Raw genomic sequence first — 18,796 nt, forward strand, 5'->3', positions numbered from 1 at the left:
GGTCGAACAGTCGGTGCGCATCTACAACCACGAGCGGCCACATGCCGCCCTGAAATACAAAACGCCCGATGCGGTGCATCGGGCGTTCTAGCGTCTGGATACTGTCAACCTATTCCAGGACTTGACATGACGCACGCGGCCCGAGCCGCGCGTATCGGTCAGGCCGTCACAGCGTATCGAACCTGCGTTGCAGTTCGTCGCGGCCGTGAATGCCGTTCGCGAGCGCGAGCATCAGCAACACGCGCGCCTTGAACGGGTTCAGCGACCCTGCGCTCACGAAGCCGAGCGCATCGTCGTTCGCGGCGCCGTTGCGCATCACGTGCCCCGACCCGACGCGCGACGCGCGCACCACCGCAACGCCCGCGTTCACCGCATCGGCCAGCGCCGCCTGCAGCGTCGCATGGATCGACCCGTTGCCCGTGCCCGCGACGACGAGACCGCGCACGCCGGCGGCGACAAGCGCATCCACTGTCGTACGCGTCACGCCCGCATAGCTGGCGACGACTTCGACGGGCGGCCACGCAGCGGCGATCGCCAGCTGCGAGTCGCGCGAACGCGTGACGCGGCGCGCGAATTCGACCCGGCCGTCCTGCACCCAGCCGAGTGCACCGAGTTCCGGCGACTGGAACGCGTCGACTGCATAGGTGCTCGTCTTCACGACATCGCGCGCGCCGTGGATCCGGTTGTTGAATGCGACCAGCACGCCCTGCCCGCGCGCGGACGGATGCGCGGCCACTGTCACCGCGTTCAGCAGGTTCAGCGGGCCGTCGGACGACAGCGCGGTCGCCGGGCGCATCGCGGCCGTCAGCACGACCGGCTTGTCGCCGTTGACGACCAGGTGCAGCGCATACGCGGTTTCCTCGAGCGTGTCGGTGCCGTGGGTGATCACGATGCCGTCGATCGCCGGATCGGCCATCAGCGCGTCGATCCGTGCGGCGAGCGTGTTCCACAGCGGCAGCGCGAGATCCTTGCTGTCGATGCTGGCGATCTGCTCGGCGTCGATGCGCGCGACCGACGCAAGCGCCGGCACCGCGTCGACCAGGAAATTGACGCCGAGCGCACCGGCCTGATAGCCGGCCGTGCTGGCCGCGTCAGGCGCGGCGCCGGCGATCGTGCCGCCGGTGGCGAGCACGGCGATGCGCGGCAGGGCCGCCGCGGACGAAGGGGAGACGGAATTCGGAGTATTCATGGCCGCGATTGTAAAGGCTTGCGGCCGGGATCCGGCAGGTTCCGGCGCGACGTTCGAGGCCGGCCGGCGCACCTCATGGTTTGTCCCGATCGTCCGGCCGGGCGCGCCGTCAACGGCCGTGGTATCCGCAACGTTATAGGAAGTGCCGTTTTGGTGTTTTCACATTGATTTGCCATAATCGGAGCGCGCGGCGCGATGCGGCCCTATCCCCATCGCGCGGTGCTTCGTGACGGCGTCGATAACACGCAATTCACCCCATGGGAGTGTCGAAATGAAAATTCAATCGCTCGTAGCCGCAGTGCTTCTCGGCGGCATGCTGGCTTCCCCCGCGTTCGCGGCGAACAGCCAGCAGGACAAGATGAAGGCCTGTAACACCCAGGCAGCCGGCAAGACGGGCGACGAACGCAAGGCGTTCATGAAGGACTGCCTGTCGGCGAAGCCCGCGAAAGCAATGTCGCAGCAGGAAAAGATGAAGGCGTGCAACACGCAGGCCACCGGCAAGAAGGGCGACGACCGCAAGGCGTTCATGAAGAGCTGCCTGAGCAGCCAGCCGGCCGCCTGAGTCCCGGCGCTCCCGTCTCGAATGCCGCGCACCGCTTCGGCGGGCGCGGCATTGTTGTTTTCGTTGCACGCGCATCGACGCACCCCGCCCCCGCGCTTTTGCCACGCGTCCCGCCCCGCTTTCCCGGCCCGCCGGACCGGCACCGCCACATGGTGCGGCAATTCGCCGCGTTTTCTTCTATGATGGCTGCAACGCGGCCCATCCAAGTACAAGAAGCGCCATCGGGCCGCCCTCGAGACAGACGCTTACGCGCGTCAAACGGAGGCATGGATGGCATGGAGACAACACCGCTGGTTCCGCCGCTGGCTGATCGTGATCGTATTCTGGGCCGTGCCCGTTGCGATCGTCGCCGTGCGCGAGATCCGCGAGGAAATGGCGTACAACAAGGCTGACCTGCAGCTCGCGCTGACCACCTGGCAGCTCACCGATGCGCAGCAGGCAGCCGGCGCCGCCGCGAAGTGCCACGGGGATCCTGACGAGGCGCGCGCGGTCGGCTGCCCGGCCGACGTGCTCGCCGCCAATGCGCCGCGCCAGCAGGCGGCCCGCGACGAATACGTGGTGCGCCGCAGCACGCTCGCGAGCTACCTGTGGCATGCGTTCGTCGGCTACTGGGTCGTGCCGGCCGCGTTCCTGTTCGCCTGCGGCGTCGTGATCGCGCTGATCCGCCGCGCGCTGCGCCGTCCCCCGATCAAGCCGCCTGTTCCGCCCGTCACGCACTGATGCGCGCGGCAGGCGCCGCCGTCCGATCGACCGTCGTGTTTCCCGCATGCCGACCCGACCTCGGCGCGCGGGCGCCGCGTCGTCCGTTGGCGCGCCGCGACATCCCCGCGCGATTTGACGCTTTTTCACGTCGCAACGAAAAGAGGCTGTAATCCGCTGTGATATAACTGCCGACGTGATCCGCTCCCTGAGCGAGACTCACTCCGAACATCATCCGATGGAGAAGAACGATGCAAAAACGGAATCTTGTGCTGAAAGCCGCCGCTGCGCTCATCGTCGGTAGCCTCGCGCTCACCGGTTGCACCACTACCCCGGACAAGCCGGACAACGCCGCAACCAACGCGTCGAAGCGCCAGGCAATCGACTCGAGCGTCGACGCCACGCTGTCGCGCATGTACTCCACGGTCAAGGGTTCGCGTGAACTCGTCGCGAAGTCGCGCGGCGTGCTCGTCTTCCCGGACGTGATCCAGGCCGGCTTCATCGTCGGCGGCCAGTCGGGCAACGGCGCACTGCGCGTCGGCGGCAGCACGGTCGGCTACTACAACACGTCGTCGCTGTCGGTCGGCCTGCAGGCCGGTGCGCAGTCGAAGGCGATCGTGTTCCTGTTCATGACGCAGGAAGCGCTCGACGAATTCCGCGGCTCGGACGGCTGGGCAGCCGGCGCCGGCGCGTCGGTCGCGCTCGTGAAGATGGGCGCGAACGGCGCGGTCGACACGACCACGGCCACCGCGCCGGTCCAGGTCATCGTGCTGACGAACGCGGGCCTGATGGGCGACGTGTCGATCAACGGCACGAAGGTCTCGAAGCTGAAGATCTGACGCTGACGCACTGCCCGTGCGCACTGCGCGCGGGCCATGCGCAAACGGCGATGTCCTTGCGGGCATCGCCGTTTTTTTTATCCGTGCGCGTCCTGCGCCATGCGCGTCAGATCGTCGAGTCGATCACCTTGAAGCGCGAGCGCTTCTGCGCGCGGATCACCGACTGGTAGACGTCGACATACTGCTGCGCCATGCGGCGCGACGTGAAGCGCGCCTCGAAGCGCTGCCGCACACGCGCACGCGGCAGCAGGTGCAGCCGGTTCACGGCGGCCACCGCGCTGATTTCATCCTCGACGATGAAACCCGACACGCCCTCGTCCACCACTTCGGGTACCGCGCCGCGATTGAACGCGATCACCGGCGTGCCGCACGACATCGCCTCGATCATCACGAGGCCGAACGGCTCCGGCCAGTCGATCGGAAACAGCAGCGCATGCGCGCCCGACAGGAATTCGGCCTTCTGGTGATCGGCGATCTCGCCGATGTATTCGACGTGCGGCAGCGCGAAGAGCGGCTTGATCTCGCGCTCGAAGTATTCCTGGTCGGCCGAATCGATCTTCGCGGCGATCTTGATCGGCAGCCCGCACTGACGGGCGATGCGGATCGCCGTGTCGACCCGCTTTTCCGGCGAGATGCGGCCGAGGAACGCGAGATAGCGCGGCTCGACGGGCTGCGGCATGTACAGCGTATCGGGCAGCCCGTGATAGACGGTCGTCAGCCATTTCGCCTGCGGCAGCGGCTGGCGCTGCGCGTTCGAAATCGAGATCACCGGCGCCGTGTTGAACGTGTCGAACACCGGCTGCTGCTCGGGCAGGTCGAGCCGGCCGTGCAGCGTCGTCACGTAAGGCGTTTCCTGCCGGTTGAAGACCGAGAACGAGTAGTAGTCCATGTGGAAATGGAGCACGTCGAAATCCTTCGCGCGGCGCGCGACCGTCTCCATCAGCAGCATGTGCGGCGCGACCCGGTCGCGGATCGACGAATCGAGCCGCAGCGCACGCGGCCAGACCGGCTCGAGCTTCGCCCGCGTCGTCGAATCGCCGCTCGCGAACAGCGTCACATCATGGCCGAGCTCGACGAGCGCCTCGGTGATGTAGGACACGACGCGCTCCGTGCCGCCATACAGCTTCGGCGGCACCGATTCGGTCAGCGGCGCGATCTGGGCAATTCTCATGGTCCACGTCTCCTGTGTCCTGTCCGTTGCGGCACGGCCGGCGGACGTATGCGCTTGCGCGCCCCGCTCGCCCCCATACGGCACCGGCCGGCTCGGCGCCAGCCAGATATCTCATTATTATTCGCGATCCCGCTGCCCGGGACCGCCCGTCTTGCATTTTATGGGTGTTGTTACAGGCAGGATACATTCCGCCTGCCGGGCCGATCCGGCCCCAACGCGGCCATCACGCCCGCACGCAGGCTGCCCCGCTCGTCAGCGCGACGGCCACTTCCATGCCGGCAGGTCGCGCGTGTCGGCATCGACGAGCCCCGTCGCGCCGAGCCGCTTGTCGAGCACCAGCGATTCGCAGCCGGCCTCGCGCTCGAGCGTCGCGATGAGCCGCGCCGCGTGCGACACGACGAGCACCTGCGAACGCTGCGCCGCCTGCGCGATCAGGCGGCCGAGCGCCGGCAGCAGATCGGGGTGCAGGCTCGTCTCCGGTTCGTTCAGCACCATCAGCGCCGGCGGCCGCGGTGTCAGCAGCGCGGCCGCGAGCAACAGGTAGCGCAGCGTGCCGTCCGACAGCTCGGCCGCCGCGAGCGGCCGCAGCAGCCCCGGCTGGCGCATCAGCACGTCGAAGCGGCCACGGCCGCCCGGATTGTCGATCTCGACCGACGCGCCGGGAAACGCGTCGTCGAGCGCCGCATCGAGTGCCGCGCCGTCGCCGATTTCGCGGATCGTCTGCAGCGCGGCGGCCAGGTCGGCGCCGTCGTCCGCGAGCACCGGCGTATGGGTGCCGATATGCGACTGCCGCGCCGGCGCCTGCGCATCGGTCCGGAAATGGTCGTAGAACCGCCACGAGCGGATCCGCTCGCGCACCGCGATCATCTCGGGCGCGCCGGTCGGATCGGCGAACTCGGTCATCATGCTGTCGAAGCTGGCCACCGGCTGCGGAATCGTCTGCCAGTCGCCCGATGCGGTGCGCGCGCGGATCTGCGCGCCCTGCCGGTCGACCAGCAACGTCGACGGGCGCAACAGCGCGCCGCCCCAGATGCACTCGCGCTTGACCACCGGATCGAGCGAGAACTGCGAGCTGCTCGGGATCGGCATGCCGAGATCGATCGAATAGCCGAAATCGTCGCAAGCGAAACCGAGCTTCAGGCTCACGGGCCCCTTGCGTACCGTGCCGGTCACCTGTGCGTCGCCGTCCAGCATCGCTCGCGAGAAGCGCTCGGGGCCCGCCCACAGCGTCGACGGCAAGCCGCCTTCGCGGGCCAGCGACGGGATCACGCGCCCCTGTGCGGTGTCGGCGAGCAGCCGCAGTGCACGGTACACGCTCGACTTGCCGCTGCCGTTCGGGCCCGTGACGACGTTGAGCGCCGCGAGCGGCACGATCAGCTCGCGCAGCGAGCGGTAATTGGCGATGGCGAGCGTGTTCAGCGCGGTCATGACGATGGAGGGTGAGCATGCGGGCCGCGTTCAGCGGCCTTCGGCAGCCTGAGGATCGGCCGCGGTGTTGGCCGCCGTGCTGGCGGCAGGCGGCCGCGCGTGCGGCCGCTCGGGGTTCGGTTCATCCGGCGCCGATTCGTGCGGATACAGCTCCATCCGGCTGCGCGGCAGGCATTGCGGATAGCGATCCTGCAGGTACGCGATCAAGCCTTCGCGCACGCGGCAGCGCAGATCCCAGCATGACGACGAATCGGCCGCGCTGACGAGCGCGCGCAACTGCATCGCACGCTCCGTCGCGTCGGTCACCTGCAGCACCTGCACGCGGCCGTCCCACTCGGGCGCCGCATGGACGAGCCGCGCGAGTTCCTCGCGCAGCGGCGCGAGCGGCGTGCGGTAATCGACCGACAGGTAGACCGTGCCGATGATCTCCGAGCTGCTGCGCGTCCAGTTCGTGAACGGGTTCTCGATGATCCACTGCAGCGGCACGACGAGGCGCCGCTGGTCCCACAGCCGCACCGACACGAACGACCCGGTGATTTCCTCGATGCGCCCCCACTCGCCCTGGATCACGACCACGTCGTCGAGCCGGATCGGCTGCGTGAGCGCGATCTGCAGCCCGGCGATCAGGTTGCCGAGCACCGGCCGTGCGGCGATACCGGCGACCAGGCCCGCGACGCCGGCCGACGCCAGCAGGCTCGCGCCGACCTGGCGCACGTTCGGGAACGTCATCAGCGCGGCGCCGGTACCGATGATCACGATCAGCACCATCACGGTCCGCACGAGCACCCTGGCCTGCGTATGGATGCGCCGGGCCTGGAGGTTGTCGGCCGTATCGATCGGATGCGCCTGGATGATGGCGTCGCCGACGCCGGCGGCGAGCCGCACCAGCAGCCACGTGAGCGACACGATGGAGCCGACCGCCGCCGCTGTGCGCATGCCGCGCACGAACGACATGCCGTCGTCCGCTTGGACCCACAGGAATTCGAGCGCCAGCAGCGCGAGCACGACGAGCGACGGTCGGTCGATGTAGCGCAGGATCGCGCTCATCAACGGATACGGCTGCGCGATGCGCTTGACGATGCGCGCGCCGAGACGGTGCACGATCGTGACGACCAGTATGACGATGACCGACACGCCCAGCGTGCCGAGCCACGAATGGAGCGGCGCATCGGTGATGCGCTGCAGTTCCTCGATTGAAATCATCGGCGCCCGTGGGTGATGAGGCGCGCACGCCTCGTCCTGGATGCGTCGGCGACGTCCGGGCCACGCGCAGGCCCCGGACACGGCGTCAGATCAGTTGCCGCTCCTGCAGGGAAACGCCTTGCCGAGACCGAGCGACACCGCGGTGCTCGCGTTGTAGTCGGCCAGCTTCGGATTTTCCGCGATGTACTTGCGCACCGCGTCGGTCATCTGCTGCGCCCGGATGTCGGGCGGCAGGCAGAAGTACTGGCCGACCCGCGGCCCTGTCGTGCCGCCGATCGCGTCGATCGTGTTGTAGACGCCGTCGGCGGCGCCTTCGATGTAGGCCGCGCACGACGCCCGCGACTTGACGTCCGTCTTCGCGCACAGCCGGTCGAGATCCGCGCCCGTGAAAGCCGCCGCCGACAACGGCACGGCAAACGCCGCGGCACAAAACATTGCGCGCAACATGGTGTTCCTTATGTCAATGCGGCCCGAGACCGCCTGCTGCCTTGGCCGGCGCGGCGCCGGGACGCCCTGCTCCGGCCGGAATCCGGCCGGGCGGGCACCGTCTGCCGCACCGAAAACCGTCATTTTGCACTCTTTTGTGCATCTGCCGGCGTCGATCCACCCACGCGCTCGGTCCGCTTGCTCAGGATGTCGATCGCGTCCGGCGCCTTGTAGTGCTTCGCGAATTCGAGCGCGGTGATGCCGAGCTGGTTCTTCACCTGCGGGTCGGCGCCCTGGTCGAGCAGCAGGTTGACCGTCGACGCATGGTTGCCGCGTGCCGCCATCATCAGCGGCGTCGTGCCGTTCGGCGACGCGGTATCGATATACGCGTCGTGGTCGAGCAGCAGCTTCACCACCGCGTCCTGGCCGTTGGTGGCCGCGTAGTGCAGCGGCGCCCAGCCCTTCTTGCTGACTTCCGCACCCTTGTCGATCAGCAGCTTGGCGAGGCCGACATCGCCGTTCAGCGACGCGAGCATCAGCGCGTTTTCGCCGGCCTTGTCTTCCTTCTCGAGATCGACGTTCGGCGTCGTGGCAAGCGCTGCCGCGACCTTGTCGGACTTCTCGCGCGCGGCGATCACGATCAGCGGGTCGCCGTTCGGCGCGATCGTGTTCGGGTCGAGCTTGCCGCTCTTGAGCTGCTTGCCGATGTCGGCGATGTCGTCGAACTTGACGGCCTTGACGATCGCATCGAGCGATTCGGCATGCGCGCCGGCTGCCGCGAACAGGCCGCTCGCGACGAGCGCGGCGGCAACGAGTGCACGTTTCGGCAGAGGGTTGATCGGCTTCGTCATTGTTGTGGGCTCCTTCCCTGGGTTGTCGGCTGCACGCGCGTCATTAGCGGGCGATCTTGAACAGCCGGAAAAAGTTCTGCGTCGTCGCGTCGGCCAGCGCCTCGACGGCGATGCCGCGCTCGGATGCGATAAAGCGTCCGACATGGCTGACGTACGCAGGTTCATTCGGCTTGCCGCGATACGGCACCGGCGCGAGGTACGGCGAGTCGGTCTCGATCAGCAGCCGGTCGAGCGGCACGCGCCGCGCGACGTCCTGCACGTCGGTCGCATTCTTGAACGTGACGATGCCCGACAGCGAGATGTGGAAATTCTGTGCGAGCGCCTGCTCGGCCACCGGCCACGGCTCGGTGAAGCAGTGCATCACGCCGCCCGGCACGTCCGCGCGCTCCTCGGCCATGATCCGCAGCGTGTCCTCCGACGACGAGCGCGTGTGGATGATCAGCGGCTTCATCGTCGCGGTCGCCGCGCGAATGTGCGTACGAAAGCGTTCGCGCTGCCATTCCATGTCGGCGATCGAGCGGCCTTCGAGACGGTAGTAGTCGAGGCCCGTTTCGCCGATCGCGACGACCTTCGGGTGCGCGGCCAGCTCGACGAGCTCCGCGAGCGTCGGCTCGTGCATGTCCTCGTGATCGGGATGCACGCCGACGGACGCATAGACGTTGTCGTGCGCGTCCGCGATCGCCAGGACCTCCGGCAGCGTCTCGAAATCGACGGATACGCACAGCGCGTGCGTGACGTCGTGCTCGCGCATGTTCTCGAGAACGGCCGGCAGGCGGTCGGCCAGGCCCTTGAAATTGATATGGCAGTGAGAGTCGACGAACATCGTGTTTCCTAATACGTAAGGCGGGCGCTCATGCGCGCGCCGGCATGCGGCAACGGGTGGCGTTCGCGGGCCGGCCGGCCACGGTCGCGTCGCGGCGTGGGCCGGTCATCGTTTCGCAACCCGCGAGAAACAATGCCGGATCACGCGAACATTTCCCGGTACCCGAGAAACAATTCCTCGAATACGAGCCGCGCGTTGAGCGGATGGTTCTCGACCGTCCGCTGCCGCGTCACGGCCTTCATGAAGCGGGCGAACGCGTTCGCATCGACCGCTTCCGCGCAACGCGCGAGCGCCGCCGCGTGCATCGGGAAGTAGCGCGGCGCGCCCGCCATCCGCTGGGCGAGCAGATCGTACAGCCAGCGCTGCAGCCAGCCGAGCACCAGCGGCACCGGCAGCTTCTGCAGCGTCTCGCCGCACGCGAACGGATCGCAGGCCGCACCGGCCGCGAGCTGCCCGAGCGTGTAGTCGCGCAGCGGGCGGTTCTCGTCGCTCGCGAGCGCCAGCGCGGCGAGCGGCGCGCCGCCGGCCTCGGCAAGCAGCGCGGGCGCATGCTCGACGCCCTGCGCGGCCAGCCAGGCCGCGGCCGCGTCGGGCGCCGGCACGGCCATCGGCCACTGCCGGCAGCGGCTGATGATCGTCGGCAGCAGGCGGTCGATGCGCGCCGACACGAGCAGGAACACGACGCCGGACGGCGGTTCCTCCAGCGTTTTCAGCAACGCGTTCGACGCGGCGACGTTGAGCGCCTCGGCCGGATACAGCACGACGACGCGCGCGCCGCCGCGGTGCGAGCCGACCCCGCAGAAGTCGAGCAGCGCACGCACCTGCTCGATCTTGATTTCCTTGCTCGGCGCCCGGGTCTTCTTGCCGCCTTCATCCGAATCGGCCGCCTTCGCGTCGTCCGCGGCGCCCGGCGCCTCGCCCGCCAGCGCCTCGGGCAGCACGATCCGGTAGTCCGGATGGTTGCCCTGCGAGAACCAGGTGCAGGCCGCGCAGGTGCCGCACGGCTCGCCGTTCGGCTGCGGCGATTCGCACAGGAAGCCCTGCGCGAGATGCTGCGCGAACTGCAGCTTGCCGATCCCGGCCTGACCATGCAGCAGCAGCGCGTGCGGCCATTGTGCACGCAACTGCTGCAGGCGGTTCCAGTCGTCGGTCTGCCACGGATAGATCATGTGGTGCGTTCCTTGCGAATTACAGCGCGGCGAGCACGCGTTCGAGCTGCTGGCGGATTTCGGGAATCGTCTGCGTCGCGTCGACGATCGCGAAGCGGTGCGGCGCCTCTTCCGCACGCCGCAGGTATTCGCCGCGCGTGCGCGCGAAGAACGCGTCGGACTCGCTTTCGAACTTGTCGGGCATGCGCGCGGCGCCGCGGCGCTCGCTCGCGACCTGCGGCGCGACATCGAACAGCACCGTCAGGTCGGGCTGGAAGCCGCCCTGCACCCAGCGCTCGAGCGTCTCGAGCTTGTCGCGCGGCAGCCCGCGGCCGCCGCCCTGGTACGCGAACGTCGCATCGGTGAAGCGATCGGACACGACCCAGTCGCCGCGCGCGAGCGCCGGCTCAATCACGAGCGCGAGATGCTCGCGGCGCGCGGCGAACATCAGCAGCGCTTCCGTCTCGAGATCCATCGGCTGGTTCAGCAGGATCTCGCGCAGTTTCTCGCCGAGCTGTGTGCCGCCCGGCTCGCGGGTGACGACGACCTGCCGGCCGGCCGCAGCCAGCTTGCCCTGGAGGCGTTCGCAGAACCATTGCAGGTGGGTGGTCTTCCCCGCCCCGTCGATGCCTTCGAACGTGATGAATTTACCGCTCGCCATTATTGACCTCGTATGTACTTGTCCACGGCCTTGTTGTGGTCGCCGAGCGTGTCCGAGAACACGCTCGTGCCATCGCCTTTCGCGACGAAATAGAGCGCGCTCGTCTGTGCCGGATTGATCGCCGCCTGCAGCGCGGCCACCCCCGGCAACGCGATCGGCGTCGGCGGCAGCCCGCGTCGGGTGTAGGTATTGTAAGGAGTGTCGGCCTGCAGGTCGCGCTTGCGCAGACGGCCGTCGTACGCGTCGCCGAGCCCGTAGATCACCGACGGATCGGTCTGCAGCGGCATGCCGATGCGCAGCCGGTTCGCGAATACGGCCGCGACGAACGCGCGATCGGCCGCGTGGCCCGTTTCCTTTTCGACGATCGACGCGATCGTCAGCGCTTCGTAAGGCGTCTTGTACGGCAGGCCCGGCACGCGTGCAGCCCAGGCCTCGTCGAGCCGCGTCTGCATCAGATGGTACGCGCGCCGGTAGATGTTCAGGTCGCTCGTGCCCTTGTCGAACAGATAGGTGTCGGGGAAGAACAGCCCCTCGCCGCTGCCGCGCTGCACCGCGCTATCCGACGCGCCGATCGCGCGCAGCAGCTCGGCGTCGCTCATGCCCGCCGTCGCGTGCGCAAGATCGGGGTTCGTGTCGAGCTCCGCGCGCATCCGCTTGAAGGTCCAGCCTTCGATGATCGTCGCGACATACTCGTTCACGTCGCCGCGCGCGATCTTCTGCAGGACCTCGTAAGGCGTGATGCCGGTCTTGAATTCGTAGTTGCCGGACTTGAGCCGGCTCGACAGCCCGAGCACGCGCGTCATCGCGACGAAACCGAGCGGCTCGACCGGCACGCCGCCGCGCTTGAGCTGCAGCGCGACGCTCTTCACGGTGCTGCGCGGCTTGATCGTGACGTCGAGCGATGCCGAACCCAGCAGCAGCGGCCGGGTTGCCCAGTAATACCCGCCGCCCGCGCCGGCAGCGGCCACAACGACGGCCAGCGCCACGATCGTCGCGGCGCATTTCTTCAGTAGGGACATGGAAACGTGACTCAGGTAAGACCCATATAATACTTGCTCGCCTTCGTCAAAGTCAGGGTTGACTGTTCCCTCATTCCATGAGCACATCGTTCGTTTCACCGGCTGCCCAGGCCGCACCTGCCTCGCTCCCCGTTTTCCCCCGCCCTTCCGCCGCCGATTTCGACGCGCCGGGCGCCTGCATGCCGCTGCCGCAGTTCGGCGTGATCGACGTGGCCGGCGACGACGCCGCAACGTTCCTGCACAGCCAGCTCACCAACGACATCGAACATCTCGACGCCGCGACTGCGCGGCTGTCCGGCTATTGCTCGCCGAAGGGGCGCCTCCTCGGCTCGTTCCTCACGTGGCGCGCCGGCCACGGCGTGCGCCTGCTGGTGTCGAAGGACGTGCAGCCCGCCGTGCAGAAGCGGCTGTCGATGTTCGTGCTGCGCGCGAAAGCGAAGCTGACCGATGCAAGCGACGCGCTCGCGGTGGTCGGGTTCGCGGGGGACGTGCGCGACGCGCTGTCGGGCATCTTCGACGCGCTGCCGGACGGCGTGCACGTGAAGGTCGACGGCCCGGCCGGCACGCTGATCCGCGTGCCCGATGCGGCAGGCCGCAAGCGCTACCTGTGGATCGGCCCGCGCGCGGAAGTCGACGCACGCATCGCCGCGCTCGGCGATACGCTGCCGGTCGTGTCGCCGGCCGTATGGGACTGGCTCGACATCCGCGCGGGCGAACCGCGCATCACGCAGCCTGCCGTCGAACAGTTTGTGCCGCAGATGGTCAACTTCGACGTGATCGACGCCGTTAACTTTCGCAAGGGGTGCTACCCGGGCCAGGAAATCGTCGCGCGCAGCCAGTACCGCGGCACGATCAAGCGCCGCACCGCCCTCGCGCACATCGCCGGCGAGACCGATACCGTGCATGCCGGCGTCGAGCTGTTCCACAGCGACGATCCCGGCCAGCCGTGCGGGATGATCGTCAACGCGGCGGCCGCGCCCGCGGGCGGTGTCGACGCGCTCGTCGAGATCAAGCTCGCCGCGCTCGACAACGGCACGGTGCACCTCGGTTCGGCCGACGGCCCGGCGCTCGCGTTCGATACGCTGCCGTACGCGTGGCCGACGGAAGCGTGACGCACTGACAACCCGTTCGCGCGCCGGCTCGCGAGTCGCAGCCGGCGCACGATGTTTCCTGCGAGAGATTCGCCCGATGTGTCTGATTGCCTTCGACTGGCAGCCCGATGCCGCCGCCGGTCCCGTCTTTACCCTCACCGCCAACCGCGACGAGTTCTTTCGCCGGACCAGCGCGCCGCTCTCGTGGTGGGAAGATGTACCGGGCGTGCTGGCCGGCCGCGATCTCGAAGCGGGCGGCACATGGCTCGGCGTATCGCGCGACGGCCGTTTCGCCGCGCTGACGAACTACCGCGCGCCGTTCGACATCCGCGCCGGCGCGCCGACCCGCGGCAAGCTCGTGTCCGATTTCCTCGGCGGCCCGTCCGTTGCGCCGCTCGACTACCTCGGGCAGCTGGCCGAGCATGCGGCCGTCTACAACGGCTTCAACCTGCTCGTCGGCGACTGGCGGCGGCGTGAACTCGCGTGGTTCTGCAATCGCGCGCCCGAAGGCGAAAGCGGTGTCGCCGCACCGGTCGCGATCGCGCCCGGCGTGCATGCGCTGTCGAATGCGCGGCTCGATACGCCCTGGCCGAAAGTGGTACGCAAGCGCGCGGAACTCGGCACGCTGCTCACCGACAATCCGACCCCGTCGCTCGACGAACTGATCGCGCTGATGCGCGACCCGCATGTCGCGGACGACGACGCGCTGCCGCACACGGGCATTCCGATCGAGCGCGAGCGTGCGCTGTCGGCCGCGTTCATCGAGACCCCCGAATACGGCACGCGCGGCACGACCGCGCTGCGCGTCACGATGAAGGAAGGCGTGCGGCTGACGGTCGAGATCAAGGAACGCTGCGACGACGACGGCTCGCACCGCACCGTCCGCCCGGGCACGTTCGAGCGCGCGTTCACGTTCGACCTCGACGCGACCCCGCCGCGCTGAGCGCACGAGCGGGCGCCGCGCTACGGCGCGCGCGCCATCTCGACGTGCGGCACGCCGGCTTCGACGAACGGTTCACCGACTGCCGCGAAGCCGTGCCGCAGGTAGAACGACACGGCCGAATCCTGCGCATAGAGCCGCACGACGATTTCACCACGCCGCCGCGCCGCATCCAGCAGCGCGTTCAGCACGGCTGACCCGACACCCTGCCCGCGCGCGTCGGCCAGCACCGCGACGCGGCCGATCGTGCCTGACGGCAGCAGCCGCCCGGTCGCGACCGCACGGCGGACGCCCGTCGACGCATCGATCCGGTATGCCACCGCATGCAGCGACAGCAGATCGTCGTCGTCGAGCTCCCATTCCGGCGGAATCTGCTGCTCGCGCACGAACACTGCGTCGCGGATCCGCGCGGCGTCGCCGCCCAGTGCCGTCCAGTCACCCGTTTCCACCACGCCGTCCGTCATCGCTGCTCTCCACGCGGCGCGCTCGCCGTCAAGCGCCCGTCGTCAAACGTCGTCGAATGCGGCTTTCAGCGCCGCGACCGCGTCGGCATGCGCAGCCCGTACCTCGGGCACGTAGCCGCCCATCTTGAAGAACTCGTGGATCATTCCCGCGTAGCAGACCAGCGTGACCGCGTTGCCCGCCGCACGCAACTTCTCCGCATAGGCAGCGCCCTCGTCGCTCAGCGGATCGTATTCGGCCGTCGCGATCCACGCCGGCGCGACGCCTGCGAACGACGGCGCGTCGCGCGTGCCGTCGAGCGGCGCAAAGCGCCAGTCGTCTCGGTCCGCCCGATCGCGCACGTATTGTGTGAAGAACCACTGGATCGTGTCCTGCGTCAGCAGGTAGCCGTTCGCGAGCCGTGCGTGCGATTCGGTGTCCTGGAAGCCCGTCACGCCCGGGTAGATCAGCATCTGCAGCGCCAGGCGAATGCCTGCGTCGCGCGCGAGCACCGCACAGACGGTCGCGAGCGTGCCACCCGCGCTGTCGCCACCGACCGCCAATCGTTCGGCATCGATGCCGAACGTGGCGGCCTCGCGATGCAGCCATTGCAATGCGTCGTCGGCGTCATGCACGGCGGTCGGGAACCGGTGTTCGGGCGCGAGCCGGTAGCCGACCGACAGCACCGCACACTGCGCATCGTGCGCGAACATCCGGCACAGTGCATCGTGCGTGTCGACGCTGCCGACCGTGAAGCCGCCGCCGTGGTAATAGACCAGCGCGGGCAGCGGCTCCGCCAGGCTCGGTGCGACCGGCAGGTACAGCCGCGCACCGATCGTGCGGCCGTCGCGCGTCGGCACGACGCATTCCTCGACCGAATGCATCGGCGCCGGCGCGACGTCGAGGATCGGCGCGCTCTTCTCGTACGCGGCGCGCGCCTGCTGCGGCGTCTGGTGATGGTAGGACGGACGTTTCGCACGCTCGATCATGTCGAGCACCTGGGCGATCTTCGGATTCAGCGGCATCGGTTGAGGACGGCGTCTGCGCGACGCCGTGAACGGACAAGCGTGCATGATGCCATGCGCGCGTCGTGCGAGCGTGGCGTGCCGCGCGTTTCGAAATTCCGGTGCGCCAATGCGCTCCATAAAACAAAACGGCCCTGCCTGTGAAGAGGCAGGGCCGTGCGTCCGGGCGCTTACGCGTCGCTCGGGCCGGGCTGGGCGTCCGGCGCCGTGCGCGAGCGTTGCCGCTTGATGTCGCGGCCCACCGCGAGCCGCCGCATGTACTTGAACGTACCGAGCGCCTTCGCGACGAAATTGCCGTCGCTGTCGCGCACTTCGCCTTCGCAGTAAGCCATCGTCGTCGAGCGATGCATCACGCGCCCGTAAGCGCGCAACTCGCCGCGCCCCGGCTGCATGAAATTCACCTTCATCTCGACCGTGACGACGCCGATACCGTCGTCGGTCAGGCTGCGCGCCGCCATCGCAAGTGCGATGTCCGCGAGCGTCATCGTCACACCGCCGTGCGCGATGCTCCATGTGTTCATGTGCCGCTCTTCGAGCGGCAGCACAATCTCGCTTGCGCCGTCCTTCGCGGACACGAGCTGCACACCGAGCATGTCGACGAACGGGCTTTCGATCGACGGGCCGTCCGTCGGGGTTGCCGCGTCGCTCATCGTGCGCTGTCGACGATGTAGTCGACGCACTCGCGCGACTCGGCCACCGCGACGACGAATTTCTTCACTTCCTGGTGAACCGGGTGCACCTGGTAGGCGTCGAGCGCGGCCTTGTCCGTGAAATCGGACACGAGCACGATGTCGGCGGTGGCGTCGAGGCCCGGCGTCGCCACGCCGACGTCGATCTGCAGCGTGCCCGGCACGAGGTCGCGGCAGCCTTCGAGCTTTTCCTTCAGCTTCAGCGCGTTCTGGGCGCGCGTCGCGCCTTCGGCCGATTCCTTCAACTTCCACATGACGATATGTCGGATCACTTCGGTTGCTCCTGTTCGTTCTGGTTCGGCGACTTGCCTGTCACCCTTGCCAATCGGGCATCTTACGCCCTTTCGCCGTTTGCTCGCGTTCGCTGGAAATTGCGTCCGGTCGATAAAGGTGCGGGTTATAAAGCGGGTATCGTTTCGATCACCCGACGACGATACCGGCTTTTTCACCGTGCCACTTGACGACATCAAGATCCGACAAGCAAAGGCAGACGACAAGCCTACCAAACTTGCCGGCTTCAATGGACAGGATCCGCTTGGTGAATTCGCTCGGCTCCAACTCCAGCGATACAGGTAAAGAATTGCCGGGAAGGAGAATCTCTTTGCTATCGGCGAATGTCGAAGCACCAGCCTTCAAGACGCGCGCGGCGAAGACCGTGGCGCCCCTTCCGTGGCAAATTCGGTGAGCGATGCCCACCTGCCCAGCGCTACAACCGTCAACGACTTGAACCGTCACGTCGAGCGGCCGAATCTGCACCCGAAGCATCCCCGTCATATAGAATGGTGCGCTTTGCCCGTACTCCTATGTGGTTCAAGAACCTTCAGCTTCATCGTCTTCCCGCACCTTGGGCCGTTACCCCCGATCAGATGGAAAAATGGCTGGCGCCCCACGCGTTTCAGCCGGGCAACAGCGTCGAGATGCAGAGCCACGGATGGGCGTCGCCGCGTGACGACGGCGCGCTCGTGTATTCGATCAACCGGCAGATGTTGCTGACGTTTCGTGCCGAGAAGAAGCTGCTCCCGGCGTCGGTCGTCAATCAGGTGACCAAGGACCGCGCGCTCGAAGTCGAGGAGCAGCAGGGCTTCAAGGTCGGGCGAAAACAGATGCGCGAACTCAAGGAGCAGGTTACCGACGAACTGCTCCCGCGCGCATTCACCATTCGCCGCGATACCCGCGTGTGGATCGATACGGCGAACGGCTGGCTCGTCATCGATGCGGCGTCACAGGCGCTTGCCGACGACGTTCGCGGCCTGCTCGTCAAATCGATCGATCAGTTGCCGCTCGCCGGCGTTCAAGTGGTGCGTTCGCCGGTCGCCGCGATGACGGATTGGCTGTTGTCCGGCGAGGCGCCGGGCGGATTCACCGTCGACCAGGACGCCGAGTTGCGCTCGAGCGGCGAAGGCGGCGCCACGGTGCGATACGTCGGCCACGCGCTGGAAGCGAACGACATGCGCCGGCACATCGAGGCCGGCAAACAATGCATGCGTCTTGCGATGACCTGGGACAACCGGATCTCGTTCGTGCTGACGCCGTCGCTGACGATCAAGCGCGTTACGCCGCTCGACGTGATCAAGGAAGCGGCGGATCCGACCGCGCAGAACGACGCTGAACGCTTCGACTCGGATGTCACGCTGATGACCGGTGAATTGGGGCGGATGTTCACCAGTCTCATCGATATCCTGGGCGGCGAGCAGCGCGACTCGGTTCCTCAGGCGGCCGCAGCCTGAACGCCGTCGGCGGCAGGGAAACCTCGCCCCCGCGACGGCGAGGTTCGAGCCGGCGCGACAGTTCAACGAGGACTGCCGTCGCCCTGTCGGAGGGTCGCGACCGGGCGCTCGCGCACGATGCCCGATTCTTCTCCGTGTCGCCCGCCGACGCGAGGATCCCGCTCGCGGCCGCCGGCAGCCATCCGACCGAACCTACCGGCTCCAATAGCCGGTACCCCGAGATTTACGCATCCGGCTCCAGGCACGCTGTTCCCGTCAGCGCACGAGCGCCGAGACTCACTTGATCAGTCGCAGCACATCGCGAAAACGCGGATGACGGCTGGAGCCCAGCCATTCGAACCCGATCATCTCGACCGTCGCGATTTGCGCTCCCGCCGCCCCGAGCCGAGCGATCCCCGCGTCCCGGTCGATCGTCCTGCGCGACCCCACCGCATCGCTAACCACCGTGACTTTGCGGCCGCTGCGCAACAGCCCGAACGCCGTTTGCAACACGCAGACGTGCGCCTCGCAACCGGCGACGATGACGCTATTGCGCCCGGCCGGCAATGCATCGACCAGGCCTTCCGCGCACGCGTCGAAATGATCCTTGACGACGGTGTTCGAGCACAGCTCCTTGATCTCCGGTACGTTCCGGCCCAGCTGGACGGGGCTCTGCTCGGTACCCATCACCGGCACGCCGACTATCTGCGCGATGCGGGCAAGCCGGACAGCCTGCGCGACGACGGATACCCCTTCGTGGATCGCCGGCATCAGCCGCGCCTGAAAATCTACCAATACGACCACTGAATCGTCGGACACGTGTAGCACCGCACATTCTCCGGAGTGAGAGCGACGTCAACCACCATCGACCATCGATGAAGCGCA

Annotated in this window: 23 protein-coding genes; 7 read left to right on the forward strand and 16 right to left on the reverse strand. The window is 67.7% G+C overall.

What is annotated here, in order from left to right:
• The coding region (locus QZM67_RS37605) for an integrase core domain-containing protein (RefSeq protein WP_155625489.1) at window positions 1-91 on the forward strand (91 nt) is incomplete at its 5' end.
• A 75-nt stretch (window positions 92-166) separates the two neighbouring features.
• On the opposite strand, the gene QZM67_RS37610 is transcribed toward QZM67_RS37605, so the two are convergent.
• Window positions 167-1,189 carry an asparaginase gene (locus QZM67_RS37610; RefSeq protein WP_301811122.1) on the reverse strand — a complete coding sequence of 341 codons (1,023 nt, stop codon included), beginning with the start codon at window positions 1,187-1,189 and terminating at the stop codon, window positions 167-169.
• Between the two features lie 271 nt (window positions 1,190-1,460).
• Between QZM67_RS37610 and QZM67_RS37615 the strand changes: the two genes are divergently transcribed.
• From QZM67_RS37615 to QZM67_RS37625, 3 genes are all read left to right on the forward strand, one after another.
• Window positions 1,461-1,751 carry a PsiF family protein gene (locus QZM67_RS37615; RefSeq protein WP_043188161.1) on the forward strand — a complete coding sequence of 97 codons (291 nt, stop codon included), beginning with the start codon at window positions 1,461-1,463 and terminating at the stop codon, window positions 1,749-1,751.
• Between the two features lie 270 nt (window positions 1,752-2,021).
• A complete protein-coding gene (locus QZM67_RS37620; protein ID WP_175025970.1) occupies window positions 2,022-2,471 on the forward strand; it encodes a hypothetical protein in 450 nt (149 codons plus the stop codon).
• Window positions 2,472-2,701: 230 nt separating this feature from the next.
• Window positions 2,702-3,289, forward strand: coding sequence for a YSC84-related protein (locus QZM67_RS37625; RefSeq protein ID WP_043188158.1), 588 nt, complete (start codon window positions 2,702-2,704; stop codon window positions 3,287-3,289).
• Window positions 3,290-3,395: 106 nt separating this feature from the next.
• On the opposite strand, the gene QZM67_RS37630 is transcribed toward QZM67_RS37625, so the two are convergent.
• From QZM67_RS37630 to mltG, 9 genes are all read right to left on the reverse strand, one after another.
• Entirely contained in the window at window positions 3,396-4,460 is a 1,065-nt protein-coding gene (locus tag QZM67_RS37630) for a glycosyltransferase family 4 protein (protein ID WP_301811128.1), read from the reverse strand.
• Between the two features lie 252 nt (window positions 4,461-4,712).
• Window positions 4,713-5,888 (reverse strand): AAA family ATPase, encoded by a 1,176-nt coding sequence (locus QZM67_RS37635; RefSeq protein ID WP_301811131.1) that lies wholly within the window; start codon window positions 5,886-5,888, stop codon window positions 4,713-4,715.
• A 30-nt stretch (window positions 5,889-5,918) separates the two neighbouring features.
• The gene (locus QZM67_RS37640) at window positions 5,919-7,091 is read right to left on the reverse strand and encodes a mechanosensitive ion channel family protein (protein WP_043188155.1); all 1,173 of its coding nucleotides are present in this window, start codon (window positions 7,089-7,091) and stop codon (window positions 5,919-5,921) included.
• 90 nt (window positions 7,092-7,181) lie between these two features.
• The gene (locus QZM67_RS37645) at window positions 7,182-7,538 is read right to left on the reverse strand and encodes a Rap1a/Tai family immunity protein (protein WP_006485939.1); all 357 of its coding nucleotides are present in this window, start codon (window positions 7,536-7,538) and stop codon (window positions 7,182-7,184) included.
• Between the two features lie 119 nt (window positions 7,539-7,657).
• Window positions 7,658-8,368: an ankyrin repeat domain-containing protein gene (locus QZM67_RS37650; RefSeq protein WP_175025972.1), complete on the reverse strand. Its 711-nt coding sequence runs from the start codon at window positions 8,366-8,368 to the stop codon at window positions 7,658-7,660.
• Window positions 8,369-8,411: 43 nt separating this feature from the next.
• The gene (locus QZM67_RS37655; protein ID WP_175025973.1) at window positions 8,412-9,191 is read right to left on the reverse strand and encodes a TatD family hydrolase; all 780 of its coding nucleotides are present in this window, start codon (window positions 9,189-9,191) and stop codon (window positions 8,412-8,414) included.
• 140 nt (window positions 9,192-9,331) lie between these two features.
• Window positions 9,332-10,360 (reverse strand): DNA polymerase III subunit delta', encoded by a 1,029-nt coding sequence (locus QZM67_RS37660; protein WP_175025974.1) that lies wholly within the window; start codon window positions 10,358-10,360, stop codon window positions 9,332-9,334.
• 19 nt (window positions 10,361-10,379) lie between these two features.
• Complete coding sequence (gene tmk / locus QZM67_RS37665; RefSeq protein ID WP_043188143.1) at window positions 10,380-11,000, reverse strand: dTMP kinase; 621 nt, start codon at window positions 10,998-11,000, stop codon at window positions 10,380-10,382.
• On the reverse strand, window positions 11,000-12,019 hold the full coding sequence (mltG, locus tag QZM67_RS37670; RefSeq protein WP_175025975.1) for an endolytic transglycosylase MltG: 1,020 nt from the start codon (window positions 12,017-12,019) through the stop codon (window positions 11,000-11,002). The genes tmk and mltG overlap by 1 nt, the downstream gene beginning before the upstream one ends.
• A 77-nt stretch (window positions 12,020-12,096) precedes the next feature.
• On the opposite strand from mltG, the gene QZM67_RS37675 reads away from it, so the two are divergent.
• Window positions 12,097-13,131, forward strand: coding sequence for a folate-binding protein YgfZ (locus QZM67_RS37675; protein ID WP_043188138.1), 1,035 nt, complete (start codon window positions 12,097-12,099; stop codon window positions 13,129-13,131).
• Between the two features lie 76 nt (window positions 13,132-13,207).
• Window positions 13,208-14,053: an NRDE family protein gene (locus QZM67_RS37680; RefSeq protein WP_301811136.1), complete on the forward strand. Its 846-nt coding sequence runs from the start codon at window positions 13,208-13,210 to the stop codon at window positions 14,051-14,053.
• Window positions 14,054-14,073: 20 nt separating this feature from the next.
• On the opposite strand, the gene QZM67_RS37685 is transcribed toward QZM67_RS37680, so the two are convergent.
• From QZM67_RS37685 to QZM67_RS37705, 5 genes are all read right to left on the reverse strand, one after another.
• Window positions 14,074-14,514: a GNAT family N-acetyltransferase gene (locus tag QZM67_RS37685; protein WP_043188134.1), complete on the reverse strand. Its 441-nt coding sequence runs from the start codon at window positions 14,512-14,514 to the stop codon at window positions 14,074-14,076.
• A 42-nt stretch (window positions 14,515-14,556) separates the two neighbouring features.
• Window positions 14,557-15,516 (reverse strand): alpha/beta hydrolase, encoded by a 960-nt coding sequence (locus tag QZM67_RS37690; RefSeq protein WP_301768762.1) that lies wholly within the window; start codon window positions 15,514-15,516, stop codon window positions 14,557-14,559.
• A 170-nt stretch (window positions 15,517-15,686) separates the two neighbouring features.
• Window positions 15,687-16,166: a PaaI family thioesterase gene (locus QZM67_RS37695; RefSeq protein ID WP_046545900.1), complete on the reverse strand. Its 480-nt coding sequence runs from the start codon at window positions 16,164-16,166 to the stop codon at window positions 15,687-15,689.
• Window positions 16,163-16,477 carry a Dabb family protein gene (locus tag QZM67_RS37700; protein ID WP_043188125.1) on the reverse strand — a complete coding sequence of 105 codons (315 nt, stop codon included), beginning with the start codon at window positions 16,475-16,477 and terminating at the stop codon, window positions 16,163-16,165. Before QZM67_RS37700 ends, QZM67_RS37695 begins: the two co-directional genes overlap by 4 nt.
• A 148-nt stretch (window positions 16,478-16,625) precedes the next feature.
• A complete protein-coding gene (locus QZM67_RS37705; protein ID WP_301811139.1) occupies window positions 16,626-16,841 on the reverse strand; it encodes a hypothetical protein in 216 nt (71 codons plus the stop codon).
• Window positions 16,842-17,008: 167 nt separating this feature from the next.
• Between QZM67_RS37705 and QZM67_RS37710 the strand changes: the two genes are divergently transcribed.
• Window positions 17,009-17,932, forward strand: coding sequence for a recombination-associated protein RdgC (locus QZM67_RS37710; protein WP_301811176.1), 924 nt, complete (start codon window positions 17,009-17,011; stop codon window positions 17,930-17,932).
• 276 nt (window positions 17,933-18,208) lie between these two features.
• Here the strand turns inward: QZM67_RS37710 and QZM67_RS37715 are convergent, their stop codons facing one another.
• Entirely contained in the window at window positions 18,209-18,739 is a 531-nt protein-coding gene (locus QZM67_RS37715; protein WP_301811142.1) for an isochorismatase family protein, read from the reverse strand.
• Window positions 18,740-18,796 lie beyond the last annotated feature (57 nt).

The organism is Burkholderia sp. AU45251 (genome assembly GCF_030482905.1).
Lineage (GTDB): Bacteria > Pseudomonadota > Gammaproteobacteria > Burkholderiales > Burkholderiaceae > Burkholderia > Burkholderia aenigmatica.